Genomic DNA, 22,463 nt, shown 5'->3' on the forward strand with positions numbered 1-22,463 from the left:
CCGAGGTTGCGGACCGTGTTGTCAAAGCCACCAAGCAATCCGCCGCTAGTCACGGTCAAAATGTCAGATGCACTGCTAAAATTGAGATTCACCGCGCCATTGTTCATCGAGAGGCTGTTGATCGTGGCTCCGCCGGCAGCCAGCGTGACCGTGCTGGTGGCCGAACCTGCAAGCGAACCAAGACGCACGTTGGTAGTCGCTAATGATGTTCCTGTGGCAATGGTCTGCCCGTTAGTGAACACAGTGGTGTAGTTGCCCGCCGAACGTATTCCCGAAGCTGTTTCATAAGTGGCGAATTCCGCATTATTGGAACCGCCCGCGACCGGATCCACGCCAAGTGCCACGGCCCAGCCACCCAGAATGCCGTTCGTCAGAGTCGGGGCGCTGGTGAAGAGAATCCGCCCATTGTCACCTGGAGTGCTGCCAAATGTCACCGTGGCGCCGGTAGCACGTGTGCCAAGGCTGGCAAAGGTGATCTGGGCCGTGCCATTGGTCGGTTGGGCGGCGATAAATGATGAGCCACCTGCAAGCGTGAGCGCACCGAGGGTGATCGCTCCATTGGCACCTGAACGCGACTGGTAAAGGAACCCGCCGCCATTGAGTGTCATGCCAGCCGTACTGAGCAAGCGTCCCGCCTGAGCCTGGCTCACCGTGTCATTCCAGACCAAACCGGCCCGGCGGATGGTAATCGAACTGGCCGCCTGGAAAGTGCCCGCATCCCGAAGCACCGTAGAGCCCCCTTGGAGCGTGAGGGAACCGTTCATCGTGTTTGCCGAGTTCACGGTCCAAGCAGCCGCACCGTCGCGAACCAGATTGATCGCGCCAGTACCTGAACTGATGTTCCCCGCCCACGTGCTGGCAGTCTGTATGCCGACACGCAAGACGGCGGCCGTGGCGTTGGAGTTAATCACGGTTCCTCCCGTGCCGGAAAGAGTGCCAGCGCTGCTCAGGTTGGCCAAGGACTGGTTTCTGCCGACGAGATCAAGCGTGGCTCCACTGTTCACCTGCATGACCTGGCCGCTCGGCCCAGATCCCGACCCCCCTGCCGCAGGCGCAGTCGTGAACGAGGTGAACAAAGTCTGCGCAGCGCCGCTGTTGAGTTGCAGGATGCCACCATTGATGGTCGTGTTGCCAAGATAAGTTGCCTGAGATTGCAGGTTCAAGGTGCCGCCAGCCGCCTTGGTCAACCCGGAAACGGTGTACAGTCTGGGTGCCACGTTCAGCGTCGAAGCGCCAGTCACATGGAAAATCAACTCGCGGTTAAAGCCGTTCGCTGCGGCCAGAACTCCGCTGCCAGTAATGCTGGCATTGGCCGTGGCCAGCACGCCGCCGCTGTTCAACAACAAGGTGCTGCCGCTGGCGATCGCCAAGGTACCGCCAGTGAAGGTGAAGGAGTTCAGAGTGGTGACAGCATTCGCGGTAGCGGTCGTAATGCCCGTCGTGAAATACACGTTAGGATTGCCAGCAGGCAGCAAGTCATTGACCGTATCCGTGCCCAGGGTCAGCTTCATGAGGCCGACACTGCCCGTTCCAGCAGATGAGATCGCCGCGAAACTCACCCCAGTGCCGCTGGTTCCGGTGTCATCCACCAGGAGCCACGGCAAGATGGCCCGGTTCGGAGATGTGAAGGCGGTGGACGTGGAAGAAGCAATGTTCTGGTTGGCGTTGGCGGCAAGAGTGATGCTACTGCCGTTGATGACAGTGATCCTGGCCCCAAGCAGGCTAGAGCCGACCACCAACCCCGCAGGTGCGCCGCCAGAAATCGTGACCGCAGTGCTACCAGTAGAACTGGTGAGCACCGTCACATTGCCAACATTGCCAGCCTCACCAGTGATTGAGGGAGCAGTCGTGTCGAAATTGATAGTGGAGGTGTTCGCGCCGTTGAAAGTCCCACCAAGGCCAAGGCCGGCCACCAGCCCCGTCCCCGTGCCAGAACGCACCACAGAACCGCTGCCAGCAATCAAAATTTGAGCTGCCTTGGTGTTGGGTGTGAGCAGAACACGGCTGGCTCCGGCCGCAAAGATCAGATCGCCCGAACTAATTGTCTCAAGGGTGGCCGTTGGCGTGCTGCTGGCGGTCAGACTCAATGTTCCTCCGCTCAGCGTCACCGGACGAGTGCTGAGACGGTTGTTCAGCGCATTGGTGGAGTTGTCCAAATTCAGCGTGGCTCCGGCGTTCACGGTGGTGGTGGTGGCGGCTGTGCCACCACCCAATGTGCCGTTTGCACCGCTAAGAGTGAGCGTACCAGCATTGACCACGGTGAAGAATCCTCCCGTGGTGCTGCCCTTGGTGTTGGAGGCGGTGAGGATCAATGTCCCCGCGCCATTCTTGGTCAGTGTGAAGTTGTTGGCACCCGAGCTGCCAATCACTCCATTCAATGTCGTGATTCCACTTCCGCTGCCGATGTTGATGCTGCTGGCGGCTGCGAGATTGATCGTTCCCGCGTAGCTGGCAGCGGTGCCACTGCTGTTGATGAGCGCGCCAAGTGTGTTGCTGGCGGCCAGGCCTGTGGTGCCTGCACCACTGAGGGTCAGCGCCTCCGCCAAGCTCACCGCCTGGCCATTGAGATCCAGCGTCGCATTATTGCTGATGGTGGTACCGCCTGCGACTGTTCCGAGGGCACCGGCATTGCCAAGCCGCAGGATACCGCCGCTAACATTGAGGGCACCGGTGAATGTGTTGTTCGCGCCAAGGGTGAGCGTTCCCGGCCCAACCTTGCTCCAAGCTGTTCCCGCAGTGCCGCCATCTTGCACGACACCGCCGAGGGTGATGTCACCAAAGCCGCCAATCGCCGTCGCCTGATTGAGAGATCCAGCAACGCCAATAGAAATCGTGCCACTGACACTCGCAGCAGCAGTGCTGCTGTTGTAAAGCGCGGCTGGTGCAGTCGAATTACGCAAAACAGGCGAAACGCCGTTCAGTGTGATATTGCCAGCCACGCTTGTGATGCCGTTCAAGTCCAGGGCACCGTAAGTTTCGGAGCTATAGGCAAGATTGGAGGTTCCAGCACCACCGTTTGGCGTCACCTGCGAGATGGTGAACGAGGTGCCATTGACGATTGAAGTGATGTAGGAACCTGCAGGCACGATGCCGCCGGAAACACGCATGCCCACCGCCAGACCAGCCGTGGATGGAACCGTCACCGTCTGACTGTTGTTGGCTGTGGTGGAGTTGATCGTGAGGCTGGAGGTGTCGTAAATCAGATTATTGGTTCCGGCTTGGTTCGCAGCGGTGTTTAGAGTGATGGTGTTTCCACTGATGGCGGTGATGAACGCACTGGCGGGTATGCCTGTGCCACTGACCCCCATGCCAACTGCCAGCCCAGCCGTGGAGCCCACGCTCACCGTGGTGCTGGATGCCAAGGTGGTAGAGCTTACCGTCAGGCGCGATGCATCATACGTAAGCACATTGGTGGCTGCACCCGTCGCGCTGTTGTTCAGCGTGAAGGTGTTGTTGTTGGTGATGGCGGTGATGAAAGTGTTGGCGGGAATGTTCGTGCCGGTGACGGCCATACCGACACGCAACCCCGACGTGTCCCCTGCGGCCATCGTCACCGTGCTGCTGCTGTTAGCGGTGGTTGAACTCAGGAACTGGGCGCCCTGGAGCTGCCGGGTGATGGTGGTGCCGCCGCCGGGCAGCGCGCTCGCAGAGGTGAGTTGCAGGAAACCCTGCCCGACCATCAGCGTCGCCGTGCCAGCGGCTGTGCCGCCCCAGGTGCCGCCGAGAATGAGGGTGCCGTTTCCGGTTTTGGTCACGGCGGTCGAAGCGGTGTTCGTGGTCACGCCGCCCAAAAGATTCAAAGTACCGGAGGTCGGACGCAGGACGGCAGATCCGGAGATGGTGGTAGCTCCTGCCACTCCCAGCCAGCCCGTGCCGGACTGATTGCTCACAGTGAGCGCCGATCCAGCACCGCCCAGGGTAAGGCTAGCAACAGTGGCATTGATGTCCGTTCCCTGACCATCGACTGTAGCAGTGTTCCCGGCGCTAAGAGTGAACGCATTGCTGATCTGAGCGGCAAAAGTGTTCGTGGCGCTCGCCGTCGTGTTCAGGAAGAACAGCCGGGAGTTCGTCACGGCCTGCAATCTCGCAGCTGCTGTCGTGATGCCGTTGGAGCCCGTGGCAAGATTGTTGCCCGAAGTGTCGGTGCCTGCATCAGCACTGCCGTAGAGAAGCTGGAAGCCGCCTGAACCCGAAAGGTTGTTGGTCTTCAGCACAATCGTGTGATAACCAGCGCTCAAATTGATGACGCCGGTGCCTGCCGCAGCCAGAGATGGCGATTTGCCGCCTCCAGCCACCGTCGAATTCGCGCCGGCAACAGTGACGCCGTTGATCACGAGCTGGCTTTGGTCGTCCTCCGCAATCTGGAAGGCATAATTCCCAGCGTTGACGATCTGAATGAGGCCCGTGTAGGTGACCATGGTGCCCGCCTGGTTGGTGACGCCAGCCGGACGGTTATTCAGGCTCAAATCCCCGAGGGGCTGGCCCGTGACAACCGCTGCGGGAGCCATGCCAGAACCAAATGCGGAATTGATGTTGGTGGCACCACCGGAAAAATAACGGGCGGTGAGTCCACCAGAATTGTAGTTCGCAGGGGCTGAGGTCCCAACGCCAGCGGCACCCGCACCCACCGGAGCCACCACCAGGCTGCCTCCATTGGTGAAGGTGTAGGCTCCGACACCCAGCGGCGTGGAAGTGCTGTTCATGACCGGCGCAGCCCCAATATTGTTGGCAACAACGGTGGTGAAGGCATTGCTTCCACTCAACAAGAGCATGCCGGAACCGGTGTTCGCAACCGCCTGTGACACTCCGAAGTTACCCCCCACCGTCACCGACGAGCCTGCGGCAGGCGCAAAGGTGAAAGTGCCATTGTTAGTGTAGGAGCCCGAGGTAAAGCGCAAATTGTACGAGTTTGCACTGAGCACGTTGAGCGTCTGGCCGGCGGTCATGCCGAGCTGACCCATGACAAACGTGTTGCCAATGTTCGAGCCGACACGATCCACGCTGATCGTTGATGTCTGGGACAGGGTGACATTGTTGCCAAACGTGATCGATCCGGACGAACTGGCACCGTCTCCACGAAGTTCCAACATGCCACCGTTCAGGGTGATCCCGGAGGTGCCGAGCGGTGTGGCGCTGGTCAGGCCGGCAGCGCTGGTCAGGCGCAGGCTGCCATCTGTCACGGTGGTGGTACCGCTGACAGTGTTGTTGTTGACCACGCCGGTTGCCAACACCGCAGTGGCGAAGTTCAACGTACCATGACCATTTTTCGTGAGGTTCAGGATGCCTGTGTTGGAAAGCTTGCCGCCAAAGGTGGCCACCATGCCTGGCACAGCCACGGTGATGGTGGAAGCCGTGGTCAGAGTGGAACCCCCATTGAGCGACAGGCTGTTCGCACCATCAAAGGTGAAACTGCCGTTCGCCACAAAGGTGTTCGCCACCGTGTTTCCAACCGTGGCTGAAAGCAGGCTGGTGCCAGCAGCCAGCGTCAGTGTACCGGTGCCCAGAGGTCCGCTGGTGGGAGTGCTGCCGACAGTCGAAGCCGTGCTGCTGGCACCAATGATCAATCCACCAGCATTGACTGTCACGCCACCCGTGAACGTGCTGGCACCACTGAGTTGCAGAAGTCCTGTCCCTGCCTTGAGAATACGGGCAACACCGGTCCCTCCGTCCAGAATACGTGCAGAGATATTGAGCGTGGCCTGCAGCGGCGCCACGTTCTGACCGTTTACGGTAATGGGATTGACAGTGAACGTGCGGTCTGTGGGCGCTCCTAGCGTGCCGGAGCCATTCAAGCTCAGCGCACCCGCACTGCCATAGGTCAGGGTACTGGTCGCCGTGGAAGTGGCATTGTTGGACAAGGTGATCGCCGTGGTAGTCTTCGAGAGGATGGTGGTGTTCGCTGGAATCCCCGTGCCGGCCACCGTCATTCCAGGGGTCAGGCCGAAGGTATTGGACACTGTAACCGTAGAGCTGCCCGAAACCGTGTTCGATGAAAGGGTGCCACCCTGAATCAAGGAAACATTGCCAACGCTGGAAGCACTGGCGGTGAGATTCCCGTTCAAAATGAGCAGGCCCGTACTAATATCGATGGTCGGAGCACCGCCGCCGGTGTTGTTGAACACCAAACTGCCAAGTGTCTGGTTGGAGCCGTTCATGTTCAACAAAGCCGAGCCTTGCAGGGTGGCGGTGGCACTGTTGAGAATCTGGCTGCTGGCATCCAGGCGCACCGTGCTGTTGTTCGTCAGATTGGTGTCATGCATCCCGCCCGTAATCGTGATGTTCCCTGGAATGACCACGGTCGAGATGCCGTTGGCGGACTGATTGTTCAATATCCAGGTTCCGGAATTGACGAAAGTGCCCCCGCCATAAGTGTTGCTGCCGGAAAGGATCACCCCTGCTTGTCCTGAAGTGGAGATATTGCCCCCCAGCACCAGTGCTCCCGCACCAATAATGTTGGCACTGATGTTACCCAGACGGCTGGTGCCGCCGAAGGGCAGGGCATGAATATACAGGTCGCCCGAGCCGCTGGTCAGGTTGCCATTGATGAAATTCACATAAACCGGCGTGGCGCTCGTGTAACTGCTTGCGAGCGGGTTGGTGGCAATGTTCGAATCCGCTGGAGACGCGAGGTTGATGGAATTTCCGGTGATCGCAAGAACCGTGGAACCAAGCATTTGCGAACCCACCGTGAGGGATGAAGGCACCGAGACGACGGTGACCGTGGTGGACGTGTCAGTGCTCGACAGGACCTGTACCGTTCCAGCGCCGCCGCCAGCATCAGTATAATTTACCGTGACGGGGCTGGCGTTGACGTTGGCATTCGCATTGCCTGCGAGAGTGATGATGGTACCAGAGACTGCCGTCACTGTCTGTCCGAGGAGGGTGGACCCAACGATCAAAGTGGCCGGCACCGAGGCGACCGTCACACTCGTGCTGGTGGTGGCACTGGACAGGACATTAACCGTGCCGTTGTTGTTGGCCGTCTGTGAGAAGATGAGGCCGCCCCCTTGCAAGGTCAGGGTCTTGTCGTTGAGATCCACCGTAGCATTGCGGCTGGCGACCAGGGTGAGGGTGTTGATGGTCCGGTGGTCAGTGAGTTTTTGCACGACGGAAATCACAGGATTAGCCGCCGTAGTGGCCTGGCTCAGGGAGATCTGGGAGCTGTTGAGGATACTGCTAATGGTTGTATTCGCAGCAATGCCATCTCCCGTGATGGTGTCGCCCACGTTGAAAGCAGTCGTGCTGCCAAGAGTAAGCACAGTGCTGCCCGAGGCTGCGGTGCTGTTCACCGCATTGACAATAAGTCGCAGATTATCCGTTGCGGAACTGCCATTGATGGTTGTTCCGGACTGCCCTGCAAACCCAGTGCGAGACAGGCCGCCGATCCCGATGTCTGGCGCATAGCTGGCAAACTCCCCGTATGTCACCGTGGCACCGTTGAGTGAGATGCTGTTGTTGATCACCGCCCAGCCGGTCTGGTTGCTGGCGTTGGCCAGCAGATTGTTGACCGTGGTCGCAGCGGTCGTAAACAAAACACGGCTGTTGTTGCCAATCAACCCGTCAACATCCCGGAACAAAAGGGTGGACTTCGAGTTCTGCGTCAGGCTGCCAAAGGTCAAGGTGCTGGAGAAGGTGCTGGGGAAGTTGGTGCTGACCCCTTGCACCGCATTGTCGATGATGTTTTGCCCCCCACTCAAGGTCAAGCCACCTAACGTCTCGGATGAATGCATGGCGCTACGGTTGCGGTACTGGATCATGCCTCCGGTCATCGTGATGGCAGCCGAGTCGTTGATGCGATTGGAAAGAGTTGTTCCCAAGGCCGAATTGTTCTGCAACAGCAGGGTCGCCTGGCTGATGGAGAGCGATGAAGTGGCCGACAAGGTTCCCGAATCCAGCAACTGGGTGCGTCCACCCGTAAGGAACGTGGCGCCGGTGTATCCCTGCGCGTCATAGATGTTCCACTCATTGCTGCCAGAGCCAACCACAGACCTCGCCACCGCAATGGCACCATTGATCTGGCCAGCCCAGTTCACATTTCCGTTGGCAAGGACCAAGGTGGCCGCAGCAGTAGAGGTTACAGTGCCGCCATTGCCTGCGACAAACGCGTTGCCGTCATTCCGCAGCCGACTCGCATACTGGACGCCACCATTCAGGTCCAGCGTGCCGCCTGCATTCACAACCAAGTCGTTGTTGAAGAAAATCGAGTTGGTGGTGCCTGAGGCCAGTTTCAGTGTGCCTTGGTTGACCGTGGTGATGCCCGTGTAGCTGTTCCCGGTGCCCAGAACGAGCGTGCCGGCTCCAGACTTTGTGAGACCGCCAGAGGTGCCGACGATCAAGGAGGTGGCGGTCAGCGTGGTCCCCGCCCCCACGGTATGCACGATCAGCTCGCGATTGCTTGTGGTGGTCAACAAACCTCCGCTGAGGGTGGCATTCGCAAGAGCCAGCAAGCCACCACTGTCCAAGGTCACGGCATGGGGCGTGGTGACCGTGAGGTTGCCCCCATTGAGTGTGAGCGAGTTGATCGTTAATGGCACGGCTGCCGTGGTGGTCCCGGTGGTGAGCCTGATGTTGCCCAAAGTGGTGAGCGTGGAAGTCATCTCCGTGCTGATATCGAGCGCGCGCAGATTGCTCACACCTGTGGTCGTTCCAGATGCCGCTGAGTCTGCGGTGGCAAATGAAACGCCACCTCCTGAAGTGCTCGTATCCACAAGCGCCCATGGCACGATCGACTTGCTGAGCGTGCCGGTGCCCCCGAGCTGGCCGACGAATGCCAAGCCATTGGCAGAGGCCGGGCCAGTCACCACCGCCGTGTCGGCCGCTGCCGCACTGCCCAGATTGGTTCCGCGGATCAAAGCGGTGCCACCCGCATTGCGGGCCACCGTGCTTGAGGTGCCCAAGGTCAAAGTCAGCGATTGCGCAGCATTGGGTGTGAGCGTGATGACGCTGTTACCGCTGCCAAACGTGAAAGCGCCTGTCTGTTCGCTCGTCGCTGCGGCGGAATTGCCGGTTAAAGTGAGATTTCCACCGAAGGAACTCACCGCGCGCTGTCCGATACGGTTATTGACATTGGTGGTGGAATTATTCAGAGCAAGCGTGCCACCTGGGTTGATGTTCACTGTTGCAGACGAGGTGCCGAGGGATCCATTGCCGCTAACGGTCAGCGTGCCCGCACTAACGATGATCTGACCGACAGATGGAGTGCTCCCAAAGGCATTGGCAGCCGTGATATTCCAAGTGCCCGTTCCAACCTTCTGAAGGGTTGTCGTGCCAAGCGTGCTTGCAGTGGTGTTGAGAAGGGTGCCCAAGAGAGTGCCGCTGCCACTGCCCGTGGCAGAAAGGTAAAAGGTCATCGAACGTCCCGTGCCCGCAGTGAAGTTATACCGGACTCCGCCGCCCAACGTGAGGCTGCTGTCGTTGTCCACGCCAGCAATCATCACGTTGCGGGCCTGATTGTCCGCGTCCGGTGCACCATTGATGGTGATCAATCCGTTCAGGAGGTTCGTTCCGGCCATGTTGCGAATTGCCCCCAGCGAGTTGACCCCTGTCAGGTTGACCCCGTTGCCGACGGTGTTGATCTGCACCGGTTCCGTCAGCGTGGCTCCCGCAGGAATGTTGATCGCCAGCTCAGCACCACGCTCCGCGACGATCGTGTTGAACGTGGCGGTGCCCAGCGCGGTTGCGGACGTGATCTGAAGGCTTCCCTGGTTGATGGTCGTGACACCATTCCAACCTGATACACCTGCAAGATTTGTGGGTTCAGCCGCAAGCACCAGGGTTCCCGCATCGTTCTTAAACAGGCCATGGGTGGCAGTGGAGTACTTGAAACCGTTGGTCAGCGTGGCGATCACACCATTGACGACTTCAATGCTATTGTTCGCCTGGTTGAGGATGAAGTTGCGGCCGCTGCCGAAGCTGCCGTCCACGCCAAGCAGCCTCAAACCTGCCCCGCTGGTGGCGTTCACGTTGAGCCGGACATCATTGTTCGAGTTTCCGAATGACTGGTCACGGTCCACGGCCAGCACGCCGCCCTGGATGTCCACCAACGAACTCAAGGTGATACTGGAGTTGCTATAGCCAGCAACAAGATTGCTCGTGATGGTAAACTGAGTGGCGCTCGCAATGGACAAAATCCTCGAACCGTTAGGCACTCCCGTGCCGGTCACCGCCTGCCCGACGATGAGATTTGCCGTGCTTGGGACTGTCAGCAAATTCTGTCCGACCGTTCCCGTGGATGCCAGCACAACGTTCCCACCAAAGGAATTGGTGGACCCGCTCATCTGGAGCGTGCCAATCCCCAGTTTGGTGATGCTCATGCCATTCCCGCTAACCGCTCCGCTCAAGGACAACAGTGAGCCCACTTGAGATGTGGTTGTGGTGCCCACGTTGAAGACGGGGGAACCTGTCAGCGTGATCGCCCCCGTGAAGTCCAGCCCGTAACCAGCGCTGCCAGTGGCCACGCTCAGGGTATTGGCTCCAATGCTCAGAGTGTTCATCTGAAACTTCTTGTTGGAAGCCGTGGTGAACAGCGGCGCATACACGTAACCCTGACGGCCTATCGTCACAGTGGTGTTCCCGCTGATCGTCAGGCTCGAGTTGAACGCCAGGCTCTCGCGCGCCCCCGTTCCGCTGCCGTCCGCCAGCATCGTGAATGGATTGCCCGCGAGAGTGAGGGACTTGTTGGAAAAGGCGTCCACTCCTTCGATCTGTAAGGCCGTGCGAGTGTCCAGGAATGAGAAACCTCCCAAAAACCCCGTGTTGTTGCCGCGCAGCACCACCGTTCCGCCACCAGCACCAAGCAATGAAGTATTCGCGACGGATGGCGGTGCGGTGAAAGTCAGGTCCATCGAGCCGGTAATCGTGGCAGCCTGGGAGAGTGTGATGATGTTAAAACCGGGATTAAAAGAGTCGGGGTCGATGTTTTGAATGAAACTCCCTGAGGCGATGCCAGTTCCGCTAACCAAAGTCCCCCTCAAAAGACTCAGCGTCGCGGGCACGCTAAATGTGGCGTTAGTCGAGAACGGATCTGTGACATTGACCCCGGTTAAGCTTGTCGGATAGGCGGCTGCGGAATTCATGATCGTGGTGCTCATCGACAGTGTGGTTCCTACAGCACCTGTGATGTTTGCGGCCACGGCGAGCGTGGTGGCATTGGCAGCGGCAGCAGTACCGCTGGAGATGGTGTTCAGAGTCAGCGTTTTTCCGCTGGCGATGGTGAGCGTGTTCGCAATGCCCAGCGTGCTGCTGCCACTAACCGTGGCCGGGGTGGACAAGGTGAAAGTGGTCGCATCTGTCACCGATGAAATCGTGGCACCCTGGGTGATTCCATAGCCCGTGACCGGCATTCCCGCGCGCAAACCCTGTGTGCTGGCGACCGTGACGGCGTTGTTGCCACTGACGGTGGTGGCCGCCAGCCGGCTCCCACCGATCGTGGTGGCGGCCGCGTTCACGGCGCTTTGGATCGTGGCGTTCTCAGCGACGTAGATGTGGTTGTTGAACGAAGGTCCAACCCCGGAGTCTGTTGCCCCCTTGGAGTCAAGCACCAGCCCTCCTCCATTCAGCTTGATCGCGGCTCCGCCAATGGGGTTCCACGCCCCGGAAGCAGTGCTGCCCACCAGCACCAGATTTCCGCCCTTCATATCGATCATACTTCCACTGACGAGGGTGCCCGAACTATCCGTGACACCAGCTTTCATCATGCTCTGCGAGGCCGTCTGGCCAAAATACAGGCGCCCGACCCCGGTTTTCTCGAGCACCATGTTTCGCCCGCCGGTGCCCGCGCTGTTACTGCCATCGCTGATGCTTCCGTCGAAAGCCACATTTGCGTCCGAGGCCAGGTACACTGTGCCGCTCGCGCTGCTGCCCAGCAACGAAGCCCCGCCAAAGCGCAGCGTCTGGCCAAAACCCGCGGCATTGCCAGCGACCACGGTATCCAACGTGGTGCTGTCGATCGTCCGCACCGTCAGTGTCGTGCCATCATTCAGGGTCAGCCCGCCAAGGCTAGAGGAAGTGAAATTCTGGCCCACAAGGTTGATCTGCGCATCTCCTTCGAGGGTGACGTTGTTGCCGAGATTGATGGCATTGCTGCCCCCGGCAGCGGTGTTGGACTCGGCTTGAGTTAAACTCAGTCCAATCCGGAAAGCTCCGCCAGAGTAGAACTCTGCTCCCGTGATGCCCAGATTCATGGAGGCTCCTCCTCCACCCTGAACATAGTCAATGCGCACTTCATGAAGTCCGGCACCCAGCCGGATCGGCGCACTGGAACGGTCCCCGGTGGTGCCGTCCTTGTTAATGATCAAGACGCCGTCGATGAACACCCGGCTGCCGTCATCTGAGTTGGTGAAAAACGTGTAATCTCCTCCTTGAACACTGAATTTGCCCAGCCATTGCACGCCATAATTGCTCGCGGTGATGTTTTGGGTCTGTCCTGTCAGGCCGTTGATCTGTTGATACGCGATCGATGTTCCTTGACTGCCGTCCAAAAACGGAACCACACTGGCAGGATCTGCGCTCATGGCCCCTCCAACCAAGGGGGCTCTGAAGTTTGCCAAGGGATTGGCCCCAGTGAGTTGCGCGGACGAGAAGGTGGCATTACGCAGGGTCACTTGAGTCTCATTGGCGATGAAATTGATGAAGGTGCCGGCGGGAATCCCCGCCCCGGTGACGGCCATGCCAGGCAGAAGATTGGCCGTGGTCGCCACAGTGAGCGTGGAACTCCCGATCGCTCCCGTGGACTGCACCGTCGTGCTTGGCAGCGTCACTCCTGTCGCAGTTCCGGTGAAGTCCACCCGACTGCTGAAAGCCGTGCCTGTCGTGGCAAAAACACGGGCGGAAGCGCCGGAATCCTGATTGGCCTGACCGTTGATGTTCAATGCCGAACCAGCTTGCAACGTGACTGCGTTGCTTCCAAGAGGATTGGAATTGGCCGTGGTTGATCCCAGTTTGAACGTTCTCGCCATGACCTCCAGCACCGTCTTGTCCGCCACGGTGATGCCGCCAGTTCGCGAATTGACAAAATTTCCGGCGGATGTTGGGGTTGTTTCTCCCAACGTAAGAATTGCTCGGGTGGGAATGACCGTGTTGGTGTTGTCGGTAAAAGCCTTCACCGTAAGCATTCCACTTCCAGCCATCGCCGCATTGATGTTGGCGCTGACTGTGCCAGAGCTGTTTGTATCACCAAGCGTGATTGTCGGCGCATTGTCCATCGTCAGCACGGAACTCGTGTTGGCTGAAGTGACCGTCACGCCCTGGCCAAGAAACTGCAAACCGCCCGCAGTGATCGCCCCCTTCACAGTGATCGTTTTGTTACCGTTTTCAAACAGGGCGATGTCTGACGCGTTTGTGGTGCTGTTCCATGAACTTCCACTGCCACTCGATGTTGCAGCCCAAAACGGCGATGAATAAGTCAGCTGAGTGCTGGCGGCAACGTCGGCGGTCAAATTCTGGTCGAGCGTGATCGTGTTATTGCCGGTATCCACAAAACTAATCCTGGCATCGGCTGGCAAACCAGATGAACCCGTCACCAACTGGCCCACGTACAGATTGCTGGTGGACGCCACCGACAAAACACTCTGGCTGCTCAGGTTGTAACCGAGCCCATTGGTCGTGACATTAACGTTGTAAGACGCTTCCTCCCACGTGCCGCTGGTGGTGCCAGAACCAGGCGTTGACCAATACAAGGTCACCGCGCTCAGCGGAGTGGCCACTTGCAGGCAGAATACCAGCGCGGTCATGAACCAGCCGAGGAAGATGCGATTGTGTCGAAGTGTTTTCATCAAAAAAGGGGTCTGGAAATGGGCGGGAGAAAGGTTTTGTAATGCGGGCAAAAACGGGCGGCTCAGCAAGTTGGCCCCTGGGCCTGGAACATCGACCGGCGATCACCGGCAGGAAGCATGAAAAAGTCACAGCAAGGTGGCAGGGCGAGCAACTCGTTTTCTGTCAGGCGGTTGGGACGTTTTCTCATGGGGCTGCAATAGTGCGGTTGGGACTGGAAACTCGGCAAGGGTAAGACAGCGATTTCAGGCTTCGCGTTCAGAATAGCGAAACCGCACCCAATGCGTCAATGCAAATACATGGGCAATACCAAATTTCAGCTCTGCAAAACCTCACGGCACCACCACTGCGGCACCGTCTAGGATTTCCACCCGCAAACCCGCCACTTCCCCGGCATCACGCGTCACCAGCACGCTGATTCGGTGTGTTCCCGCAGCCAGATCAAGGTCTTGTTGCGGATTCAACTCCTTCAACTCTGTCCCGTCCACCGCCACCACGATCCCCTTCACCGCGCTGAATCCCAGTTTGACCTTCCTCGCGCTGTCCAGCTTGAGGCCAAACTGCACGATTTTTGGGAACCACGGATACATCTTCTGCGCCGCTGGCAGATCGGCCAGCGGCAGGTCGCCATTGACCTGGCTGATGGCCATCTGCCACGGATAGGCATACTTTTCGTCGTTCAGGGCAAAGCTGCCCACATGGCGCACATGGTCGATGTCCTTCTGCTCCATCTTGCCCATCGCCTTCCAGGTGCGGACATAGCGGTTCGGTTGCGTTTTGAAGGCCCCTTCCCGGCCTAGCTCGGACAGGAAGCGCACGAGATCGACGAATTCATCCTCGCGCAGGCTGGCGGTCATTCCAGGCGGCATCATGCTGACCGGGCTCATCTGGCGGTTGGCGATGGCCGCTTTGGCCACCTTCACGATTTGATTGGCCGGGTCACGAATGGTCAACTCCTCCGCGCCATCGTTCACGAGGCCGCCGGAGACCACTCCACCGTCCTTTTTGCTCACGATGACAATGTGATAGCCCTCTTTGATCTTCTTGCTCGGCTCCAGCAGACTCTCGATCAGGTAATCCACCGGTGCACTCGCCCCGATGCTTACCAAATTTGGCCCCAAGACCCCGCCGCTTTCGCCAATCGCGTGGCAAGTCATGCACAAAAGCTGCTGGCGGCGGTAAACCGCCTCACCGCGTGCCGGATCGCCCTGCGCCTTCACTTTCGCCACCATCGCGGTCATTTCTTCCGGGGTGAGCGGCTTGTCCATCTGCTTCACTCCGCCGGCGGTTTTGAGCGCATCGGCCAGCGGCCCTTGGATGCCTCGGGAGGTCACCATGCGAATACCTTCGACGGCCACCAGGTCAGGAATCGTCTTGCCCGCCAGTTCCTTCGCCAGCACGCCTGGAAGCTGCTTGTTCTTCAAAAACGCCGCCAAAACTGGCTTCGCCGCCTCCACGTCGGCCTTCGCCAAAAACTCCACTGCCCGCTTCGCCGCCAGTTGCGGGCCCACGGTTGTCAAACCGTCGATCATAAGCCCGCGCAGGCCGCCGTCGGCCGATTCCACGAACAGTTTGTCGAACAAATCCCGCGTCTTCACCCCGCCGAGCGCTGTCAGCCCACGCATCGCCCCTTCGCGGATCGGCGGAATCGTTTTCACGTCCGTCAGCAGCGCCACCAGCTTCTCACGCGCCGGTTCCACCTTCCAAAGTCCCGCCAAAATCGCCGCACGATGCACCACATGCGGCTCCGGTCGGTCAAACCACGCCATCACGGTCTCCTTGGCCCCTTCCGGGATGATTTTGCGATCCGTCGCCGCCTTCACCAGTGCGTCCATCAAACCGATGTAGTACGGCCCCATCGCCGCGTCATTGACCATGTCGGCCATCGCCTTCGCCTGCGCCACGTCCGCCGCATCACCGGCCATGCCGAGCACTGCCGCAGCATCTTCGGCACTCAATTTGCCACCCTTCAGCGCTGCAAACAGCGGCGGCAACGCATCGCTGCGCCCCGTGCTTTTCATCGCATAGACCAGATGCTTCGGCCGCTCGTCGAGCTTGAGCTTGCCACTCACCACCGCCGGCATCCACACATCGGCCTGCTCACGGCACGTCAGTTCCAGCAGGAAATCGAGCGACTCGTCCATCGGCTGATCGAGCACCTTCAGCGCCTGACTGATCGCCCCCGGCTTGCGCATGTCCGCCAGCACCGCCAGCGCCCACAGGCGCACTTGAGAATTTTCATCCGCCACGGCCTTCTCCAGTACCTTCATCGCGTCCGGCAGTTCTTTCCAGCGATGGCTCAGAATGCGCAGTGCCGCCGCACGAATCCGATAGTCGCTGTTCTCCCACAGCTTCCGCCAGATCGTTGGCGAGAATGAGTTCACACCTTCGCGTGCCCACGCCGCTTCCAACAATGCATGCGCATCGGCTTCCTTCGTCGCATCGAGCTTCGCGGCCCACGCGTCGAGTTCCGGCGTCACCTTGGCTGCGCCTTGATCACGCAGCTCACGCTTCGCGAAACGCCGCACGTAGTTGCGGTCGCTCTTGAGCATCTCCAGCAGCTCGCCCGTCGCCGCACCCGCGATTTTCGGCTTCGCGCTCAGCGGACGGCCTTTCGCCGTCACACGCCAGATGCGGCCATGCTCGTGGTCACGCCTTGCATCACGGAAATCCACTTCGCCGTGCTGAATGATCGGGTTGTACCAGTCGGCGATGTAAAGCGCTCCATCCGGCCCCATCTTCACATCAATCGGCCGAAACGCACGATGCGTGCTCGCCAGCACATCCGGCATCTGCTTCGCGATGTAGCTGCTGCCGCTCGGAGTCAGCTTGAATCGGTTCACGCGATTGCCACGGAAGTCATTCAGCACAAACGTCCCCTGCCAGTCCGCCGGGAAATGCGGATCTTCGACGATCTCCAGCCCGCACTGCTTCGGCTGCCCAGGGCTGAGTCCATGCATGATGCGCTTCGCCCCCGGCGAGGTCGCAAACACGCTGCCTGGAAAAATAAAGTTCACGCCTTCACCGCCAGCGCCATCACACGCAAAGCTCTGCCCCCAGCGATCAAACTCAAAGCCCCACGGATTGATCAGCCCCTTGCTGATCAGCTCCGCACGCCGCGTCTCCGGCCTGAACTCCCAAATTCCGCCGCCCATCAGCCTGCGCACGCCATGCGGCGTCTCCATGTGCGTGTGGATGTAGATCGACTGCAAAAAATACAGCATCCCCTCCGGCCCCCAGCGCATCGTGTGCAGCAGATGATGCGTGTCCTCCGTGCCGAAGCCGCTGAGCATGACCGTGCGCTCATCCGCCTTCAGATCGCCGTTCGTGTCCTTCAAAAACAACACCTCCGTCGAGTTCGCCACATACAGGCCGCCATCGCCCGGTGCCAGCGCCGTCGGGATGTGCAGCCCGTCCGCGAACGTCGCAGACTTGTCCGCCTTGCCATCGCCATCCGTGTCCTCCAGCACCACGACTTGATCCTTCGCCTCTTCGCCCGGCTTGATGTGCGGATACGTAGAACTCGTCACCACCCACAACCGCCCCTGCGCGTCCCAGTTCATCTGCACCGGCTTCTGAATCATCGGCTCCGCCGCAAACAGATTCACCTCGAATCCCTCCGGCACCACGAACGACTTCAGCTCCGCCTCCGGGTGCGCATCGGGCAAATCAGCGAGCGAAGTCGGCTGCGAAGCGTGCGCAAAACCAATCGAACCAACAAGAATCAGGACAAGGCGGGTCATCATAAATGGAAGCCGCATGATACGACGCCGCGCCGCCCCTTTGGCAAGCATTCTCTCCGCGAAATCAGAAACGAATGATGACGTGAAATCAAACCACTGCCGCCAGACTGCGGCGCGCCTTGGACTTCAGAAACTCCAGCGCCGTGCCCACCGAGCGATAACTCTCCAACTCCACTGCTTCGGCTTTCGTCAGTTTTCCCTGTGCCGCACGTGCCGCCAAGGCATCCGCACGGTCCAGATCACGCTTGCTCAGCTTGATCTCCAGCAGCCCTCGGGCCGCTGCCGCGTCGAGAGACTTGCGGGCAGGCTGAATCGCACGCTCCCAGATGGCGATGCTTGGCGAAGTAGCGGCGACGGCGGACATGGCAGCACTAAGCATAAACAGACGCCGATTTGCAACCCATGATATTCGCCTGCTCGTTCATCGCCCCAGATAGTGCTGCCGCTCCGCCTCCGGAAGCTTCTCGATGGCATAACGCAGCATCGTGCGCGGCATCTGCACCGCGTGCTGGTCCAAAAACGCGCGCAGCACCGCCACGTCGCGCTTGCCAGCCTCCCGCAGCATCCAGCCGCAGGCTTTGTGCATCAGATCATGCTCATGCGTCAGGAACTGCTCGCAGAGACGCAGCGTGTGTTCGAACTCACCCGCACGGATGAACGCCAGCGTCGCCAGCACCGCGATGCGGTGCTCCCACAGGCTCTTCGACTTCGCCAGCTTCGATAACACCGCACGCTCATGCGTCAGCAACCACACGCCCAGAATCAGCGGCGCACTCGTGTCCACCAGATCCCAGTTGTTGATCCACGCCGTGTTCGCCAGATAGAGCTTCACTACTCGCGCACGCATCGCTTCATCCTTTCGTGCCTTGTCAAAGCGCCGCACCAAAATCAGCAGCGCCAGCAGCCGCTCCTCATGCCACGCCGAGCGCAGCAGCGTCAGCACGTCCTTCTCCGTCAAAGCATCCGTCTGTGGCAGCATCGCCCGCACCTGTGGCACCGTCAGTCCGAGGAACAGATCACCCTCGCCATACTCGCCCGGTCCCGTCTTGAAAAACCGCCGCGCACCCGCCGCCCGCTCAGCACTGGCCTGCGCACGGAGTTGTTGGCGGAGATGAATGAGAGTCATGGGCCAAGTTTCGCAATTCAATGTTCATGGTTCCAGCAAGTCGGCGGCAAAAACTCCGGGCATCATCCGTCAAGCCTTCGCCAGGCATTCCGCCGCTTCATCCCTCCTCACGCAACTTCTGCGGCAGCGCCGCTTGCAGCGCCGGCCATGCCTCCGCCAGACGCAGCAGGTCCAGTTCATCCTTCCGTCGTTTCAGCGGTCGCCTTTGGGGATCGCCCCAGGCCCAGAGCTTGCCTTGAAACACATCCGCTAGCGCCGCCACCGGCAGCCGCATCCCCACCACTTCGACCTCTTGCGCTCTCTCTGCCATGCCGGCGTAGAGCGGATCGGTCGTCACTTGAATCGCCAGCTCGCCCTGTCCCTGTAGATTCGCGAAGAATCGGTGCGCGGTGATGACGAAACCCGCCGTCCGCGCCGCCTCCAGCGCCTGGGTCAGATCACTGAACGCCACCACGATGTCCGCGTCCTTGGTGATCAGCGGCTCCTTGGCCCAATGATTCACCGCCAGCCCGCCGATCACACACCATTTCACCCCAGCCGCCTGCCACGCACGCGCCAAACGTCCGAGGTCGCCCCCGCCGCCGCCGGTTTGCCAGTCATAAAACTCGCCTGTCGTCATGCGTTCACGCTACCCTTCCAGCCAAGCTCTGCCAGTCGCAGTTTCTCACCTGCGGTGCGCCGCCCCCTTGACCCCTTAGCACCTTGACCTTTGACTGCTTGACCCGCCTTCACTCCGCACCAAACAACCGCACCGGCGTCATCTCCACGCTGCGCTCCCCTTCCCCCACAAACAGCACGCCTTCTTGCAGCGTGATCTGCAAATCCATCGAGCGATCCGCCAGCGCGCCCAGCGCTTTGGTCTGCTCTGCCGGAAGCTGCCACACCGTCAGGTTGTTCACGCGCGAAAACCGTCCCGCCAGCGCCGCCCACCACGCCGGTGCCATGCTGCCGAAGCTGTACACCGTCACCCGCTTCGACCGGCCGCACACGCGCACCAGTCGCTTCTCCTCCGGCTGCCCCAGCTCGATCCAGTGCTCCGTCAGGCCCGTCAGATCTTGCTGCACCAGCGCCGGTTCATCCGCCTCCCACATGTCCTTGCCGAACTCCAGCGTCCCCAGGTCATTCGTCGCCGGCGCATTCAGCACAAACGCCAGCAGCCGCACCATCATCCGCTCCTCCGTCTCCGACGGGTGCCGCGCGATCGTCAGCGTGTGATCGCTGTAAAGATTGCGGTCTAGATCGGAATACGAAACGCCTGCGCGATAAATGATTGCCTTCAGTGCCATGCGTGGAGGTAGGGGCGGGTCAAGGTGTGGTCAAGCGGTCAGCCGAGCCGTCAGGCCCAGCCCACCGCAGGTGATCCTACTCGTCCTCCTACTCGAACTCGTCCTCGATTGCATCGCTTCGCAAGGTCAAGGCTCGTTCTCGTCCTCCTACTCCTACTCGAACTCGTCCCCTGCCCGCAATGCTTCGCGCTAGCGACCAGCCCGCATCGCGATGCGAAGCGTTGTTGGCGGGTGCAGGCGTGATCGATCTCATCGCTTCGCGAGGTCAAGGCAGCGTCAAGCTCCGCCACTCCCATTCTCCAGCGTCAGCAGATACTCCACCACCTCCCGCCCCTTCTCATAAACATACAGTGTGTCCTCGGTCAGCACGAGGTAGAGATTCAGTCCATCCCAGAAGACGTTCGGATTCATCTTCGGCGGCATGGGCAGCCACTGTTCATCTTCTTCCTCATCATCGGGGTCCGCCTCCTTGAGACCACCGGCGTCATCATCCTCGTCGCGATTGTTCCAGTCCAGGTTCGGCGCGTCGAACTTCATCGGCGGCTTTTCGTCTTCCGCCGGCTTGGTGGTGGTCGTGGTGCCGCCCTTGCCGCCACCGGTCTCCGGTTTGGGGGGCGGTGGCAGGCGGAAATCTTTCTCATCCGGCTCGATGCCCTCCTCCCGCAGCAGTTTCAGCCGCAGTTCCTGCGCCAGCAGCTCGCGCTCCTTGCGCTGCTTTTCCCGGTAGTATTGACGCATGGACTCATCATCGTCATCCGTCACCCATGGCCGGCCCATCATCTCATCGCCCGGACTCGGCTCTCCCATGATGTGCACCGCCCATGGATGCCGCAGCCCGGCAAAGGTCGTGCGCGCACAGTCCACCACCTCACGGAAACGCCCGATCGTTCGCAGGCCCAGCAGCCAGAGCGTGGTGCAGCGCTTCCCCTGGCCGGGACCACCTTCAAACGGCGGACGCGGTGTGCCGTCACGATAAACGCCATGATGATACCCTCCCACCCGGCAGCCTTCCTCGCGCGTCAGACCGCAGGCCTCCAGCGCCGCTTGCAGCCGCCGCTCCACCCAGGCGTGTTCCGACTGTTGAAAGCCGCGGTTCGCCTGCCAGTCCGTCACATTTTCCGGGTAGCTCATCTCCGGCCATGCAGCCTGCGGTGGCTCCAGAATGTGCCAGCACAGTTCTCCCAGCGCACGCGGCATCGCGGCGGCGAAATACTCGTCCCAGTCCGGCAGCAGCACGCGCAGCATGTCCAGGTCCACCTGCGGCGTCTCACAGCCCTCCGCACGCACCTCTCGCAGGTTCGGTGACTCCTCCAGCCCGGAATAATCCTGTGGCCGCCGCCCCTTCACCCGCAGCACATGCAGCGCCGGGGCGTGCCGCAGGCTCTTCACCTCCCGCAGTTCATCGCACTCCAGCGTCAGATGCGTCAGCACCGGCAGCGCCGCCACAGGTGCCGCTGTGCGGAACGGCCCCGTCACCCGCACATTGAGCAAAGCAGAGCAGCGCTCGATCCCGTCCAGGTAGAAAAAGTGCCGTGCATCCAGCTCCCGCAACTGCGGCATCTCCGGCAGTTGATGAAAGTCCCGCAGCCCGCCCTCCCCGTTCGGCTGACCGCAGTTCAGCGTCAGCTTCCGCAGGCCCGGCAGACGCTTCAGGCTCAGAAAACCCAGCGCCGATCCCTCCCAGGCCATCTCCTCCAGTTCTTCCAGCACCTCCCAGCCCTCGATGCATGGCCAGGGAAACGTGCAGCGCACCTGCAGCACGCGCAGCCTCCGGCACAGCGCCACCGGGCGGTAATCCTCCAGCCGTGCGCACCCCAGCCATAGCGACTTCAAGTCCGGCACATGCCGAAGACAGGAGAGATCCGTCACCTCCCCGTTCACCACCAGTTCCTCCAGCCCCGGCAGATACCGCAGCGGTTCCAGATCCGGCACCTCCCCCAGCACCTTCAGCTTTTTCAGCCCCGGCAGAAAGCGCACCACCTCCACGCTGCGCAGCGTGCGGTCACAATCCTGCCAGAATGGATATTCGCGGATCTCCTCCAGCTTCCCTGCCACCACGCGCAAGGCCGCCTCATTGAGCACCGGCATCCATGCCGCATTGTAGCGCCGCGCCTCCCGCTGACGGTGCAATTCCAGGCCGTTCCTCGGATAAAACTCCGGCGCATGAATCTCCAGCAGCAGCAGCACCGAAAAACGCTCGTCCGCCGTCCGCTGCGGCTCCTGCGCCCACTCCATGAAAGCTTTCGCCAGTGCGTTCATGAGATCATTGAAGCATGAGAGAATCGTGGAACACAAGCAGGAAATGGCAGGGTCAGCTTTCGCTGCGCGGTCAAAGCGTGGTCAAGCGGTCAAGGCTGCGCCGTCAAGCCCCAGCCCACCGCAGGTGATCCTCCTCGTCCTCCTACTCCTACTCGTCCTCGATCCCATCGCTTCGCGAGGTCAAAGCGTGGTCAAGCGGTCAAGGTTGCGCCGTCAAGTCCCAGCCCACCGCAGGTGATCCTCCTCGTCCTCCTACTCCTACTCCTACTCGTCCTCGAT

Annotated in this window: 7 protein-coding genes (1 of these 7 cut by a window edge); all 7 read right to left on the bottom strand. The window is 60.3% G+C overall.

Translation table 11 applies throughout. From position 1 onward, the window contains the following. Positions 1 to 13,772: the beginning of an autotransporter-associated beta strand repeat-containing protein gene (locus ACKVY0_RS13710; protein ID WP_409215389.1), read on the bottom strand. The gene continues 23,359 nt to the left of window position 1, outside the view; 13,772 of the gene's 37,131 nt are visible here — the first part of the coding sequence; its start codon is at positions 13,770 to 13,772; the stop codon falls past the left edge of the window. Between the two features lie 330 nt (positions 13,773 to 14,102). Next, entirely contained in the window at positions 14,103 to 17,516 is a 3,414-nt protein-coding gene (locus ACKVY0_RS13715; protein WP_409215390.1) for a PVC-type heme-binding CxxCH protein, read from the bottom strand. Positions 17,517 to 17,601: 85 nt separating this feature from the next. Beyond that, on the bottom strand, positions 17,602 to 17,877 hold the full coding sequence (locus tag ACKVY0_RS13720) for a hypothetical protein (protein WP_409215391.1): 276 nt from the start codon (positions 17,875 to 17,877) through the stop codon (positions 17,602 to 17,604). 57 nt (positions 17,878 to 17,934) lie between these two features. After that, positions 17,935 to 18,639, bottom strand: a complete 705-nt coding sequence (locus ACKVY0_RS13725) for a DNA alkylation repair protein (protein WP_409215392.1) — start codon at positions 18,637 to 18,639, stop codon at positions 17,935 to 17,937. A 97-nt stretch (positions 18,640 to 18,736) separates the two neighbouring features. Beyond that, positions 18,737 to 19,258 carry a hypothetical protein gene (locus ACKVY0_RS13730; protein WP_409215393.1) on the bottom strand — a complete coding sequence of 174 codons (522 nt, stop codon included), beginning with the start codon at positions 19,256 to 19,258 and terminating at the stop codon, positions 18,737 to 18,739. A 109-nt stretch (positions 19,259 to 19,367) separates the two neighbouring features. Further along, complete coding sequence (locus ACKVY0_RS13735; RefSeq protein WP_409215394.1) at positions 19,368 to 19,925, bottom strand: YaeQ family protein; 558 nt, start codon at positions 19,923 to 19,925, stop codon at positions 19,368 to 19,370. Between the two features lie 276 nt (positions 19,926 to 20,201). After that, on the bottom strand, positions 20,202 to 22,184 hold the full coding sequence (locus ACKVY0_RS13740; RefSeq protein WP_409215395.1) for a hypothetical protein: 1,983 nt from the start codon (positions 22,182 to 22,184) through the stop codon (positions 20,202 to 20,204). Positions 22,185 to 22,463 lie beyond the last annotated feature (279 nt).

Source organism: Prosthecobacter sp. (assembly GCF_046154365.1).
In the GTDB taxonomy this organism is placed as follows: Bacteria; Verrucomicrobiota; Verrucomicrobiia; order Verrucomicrobiales; family Verrucomicrobiaceae; genus Prosthecobacter.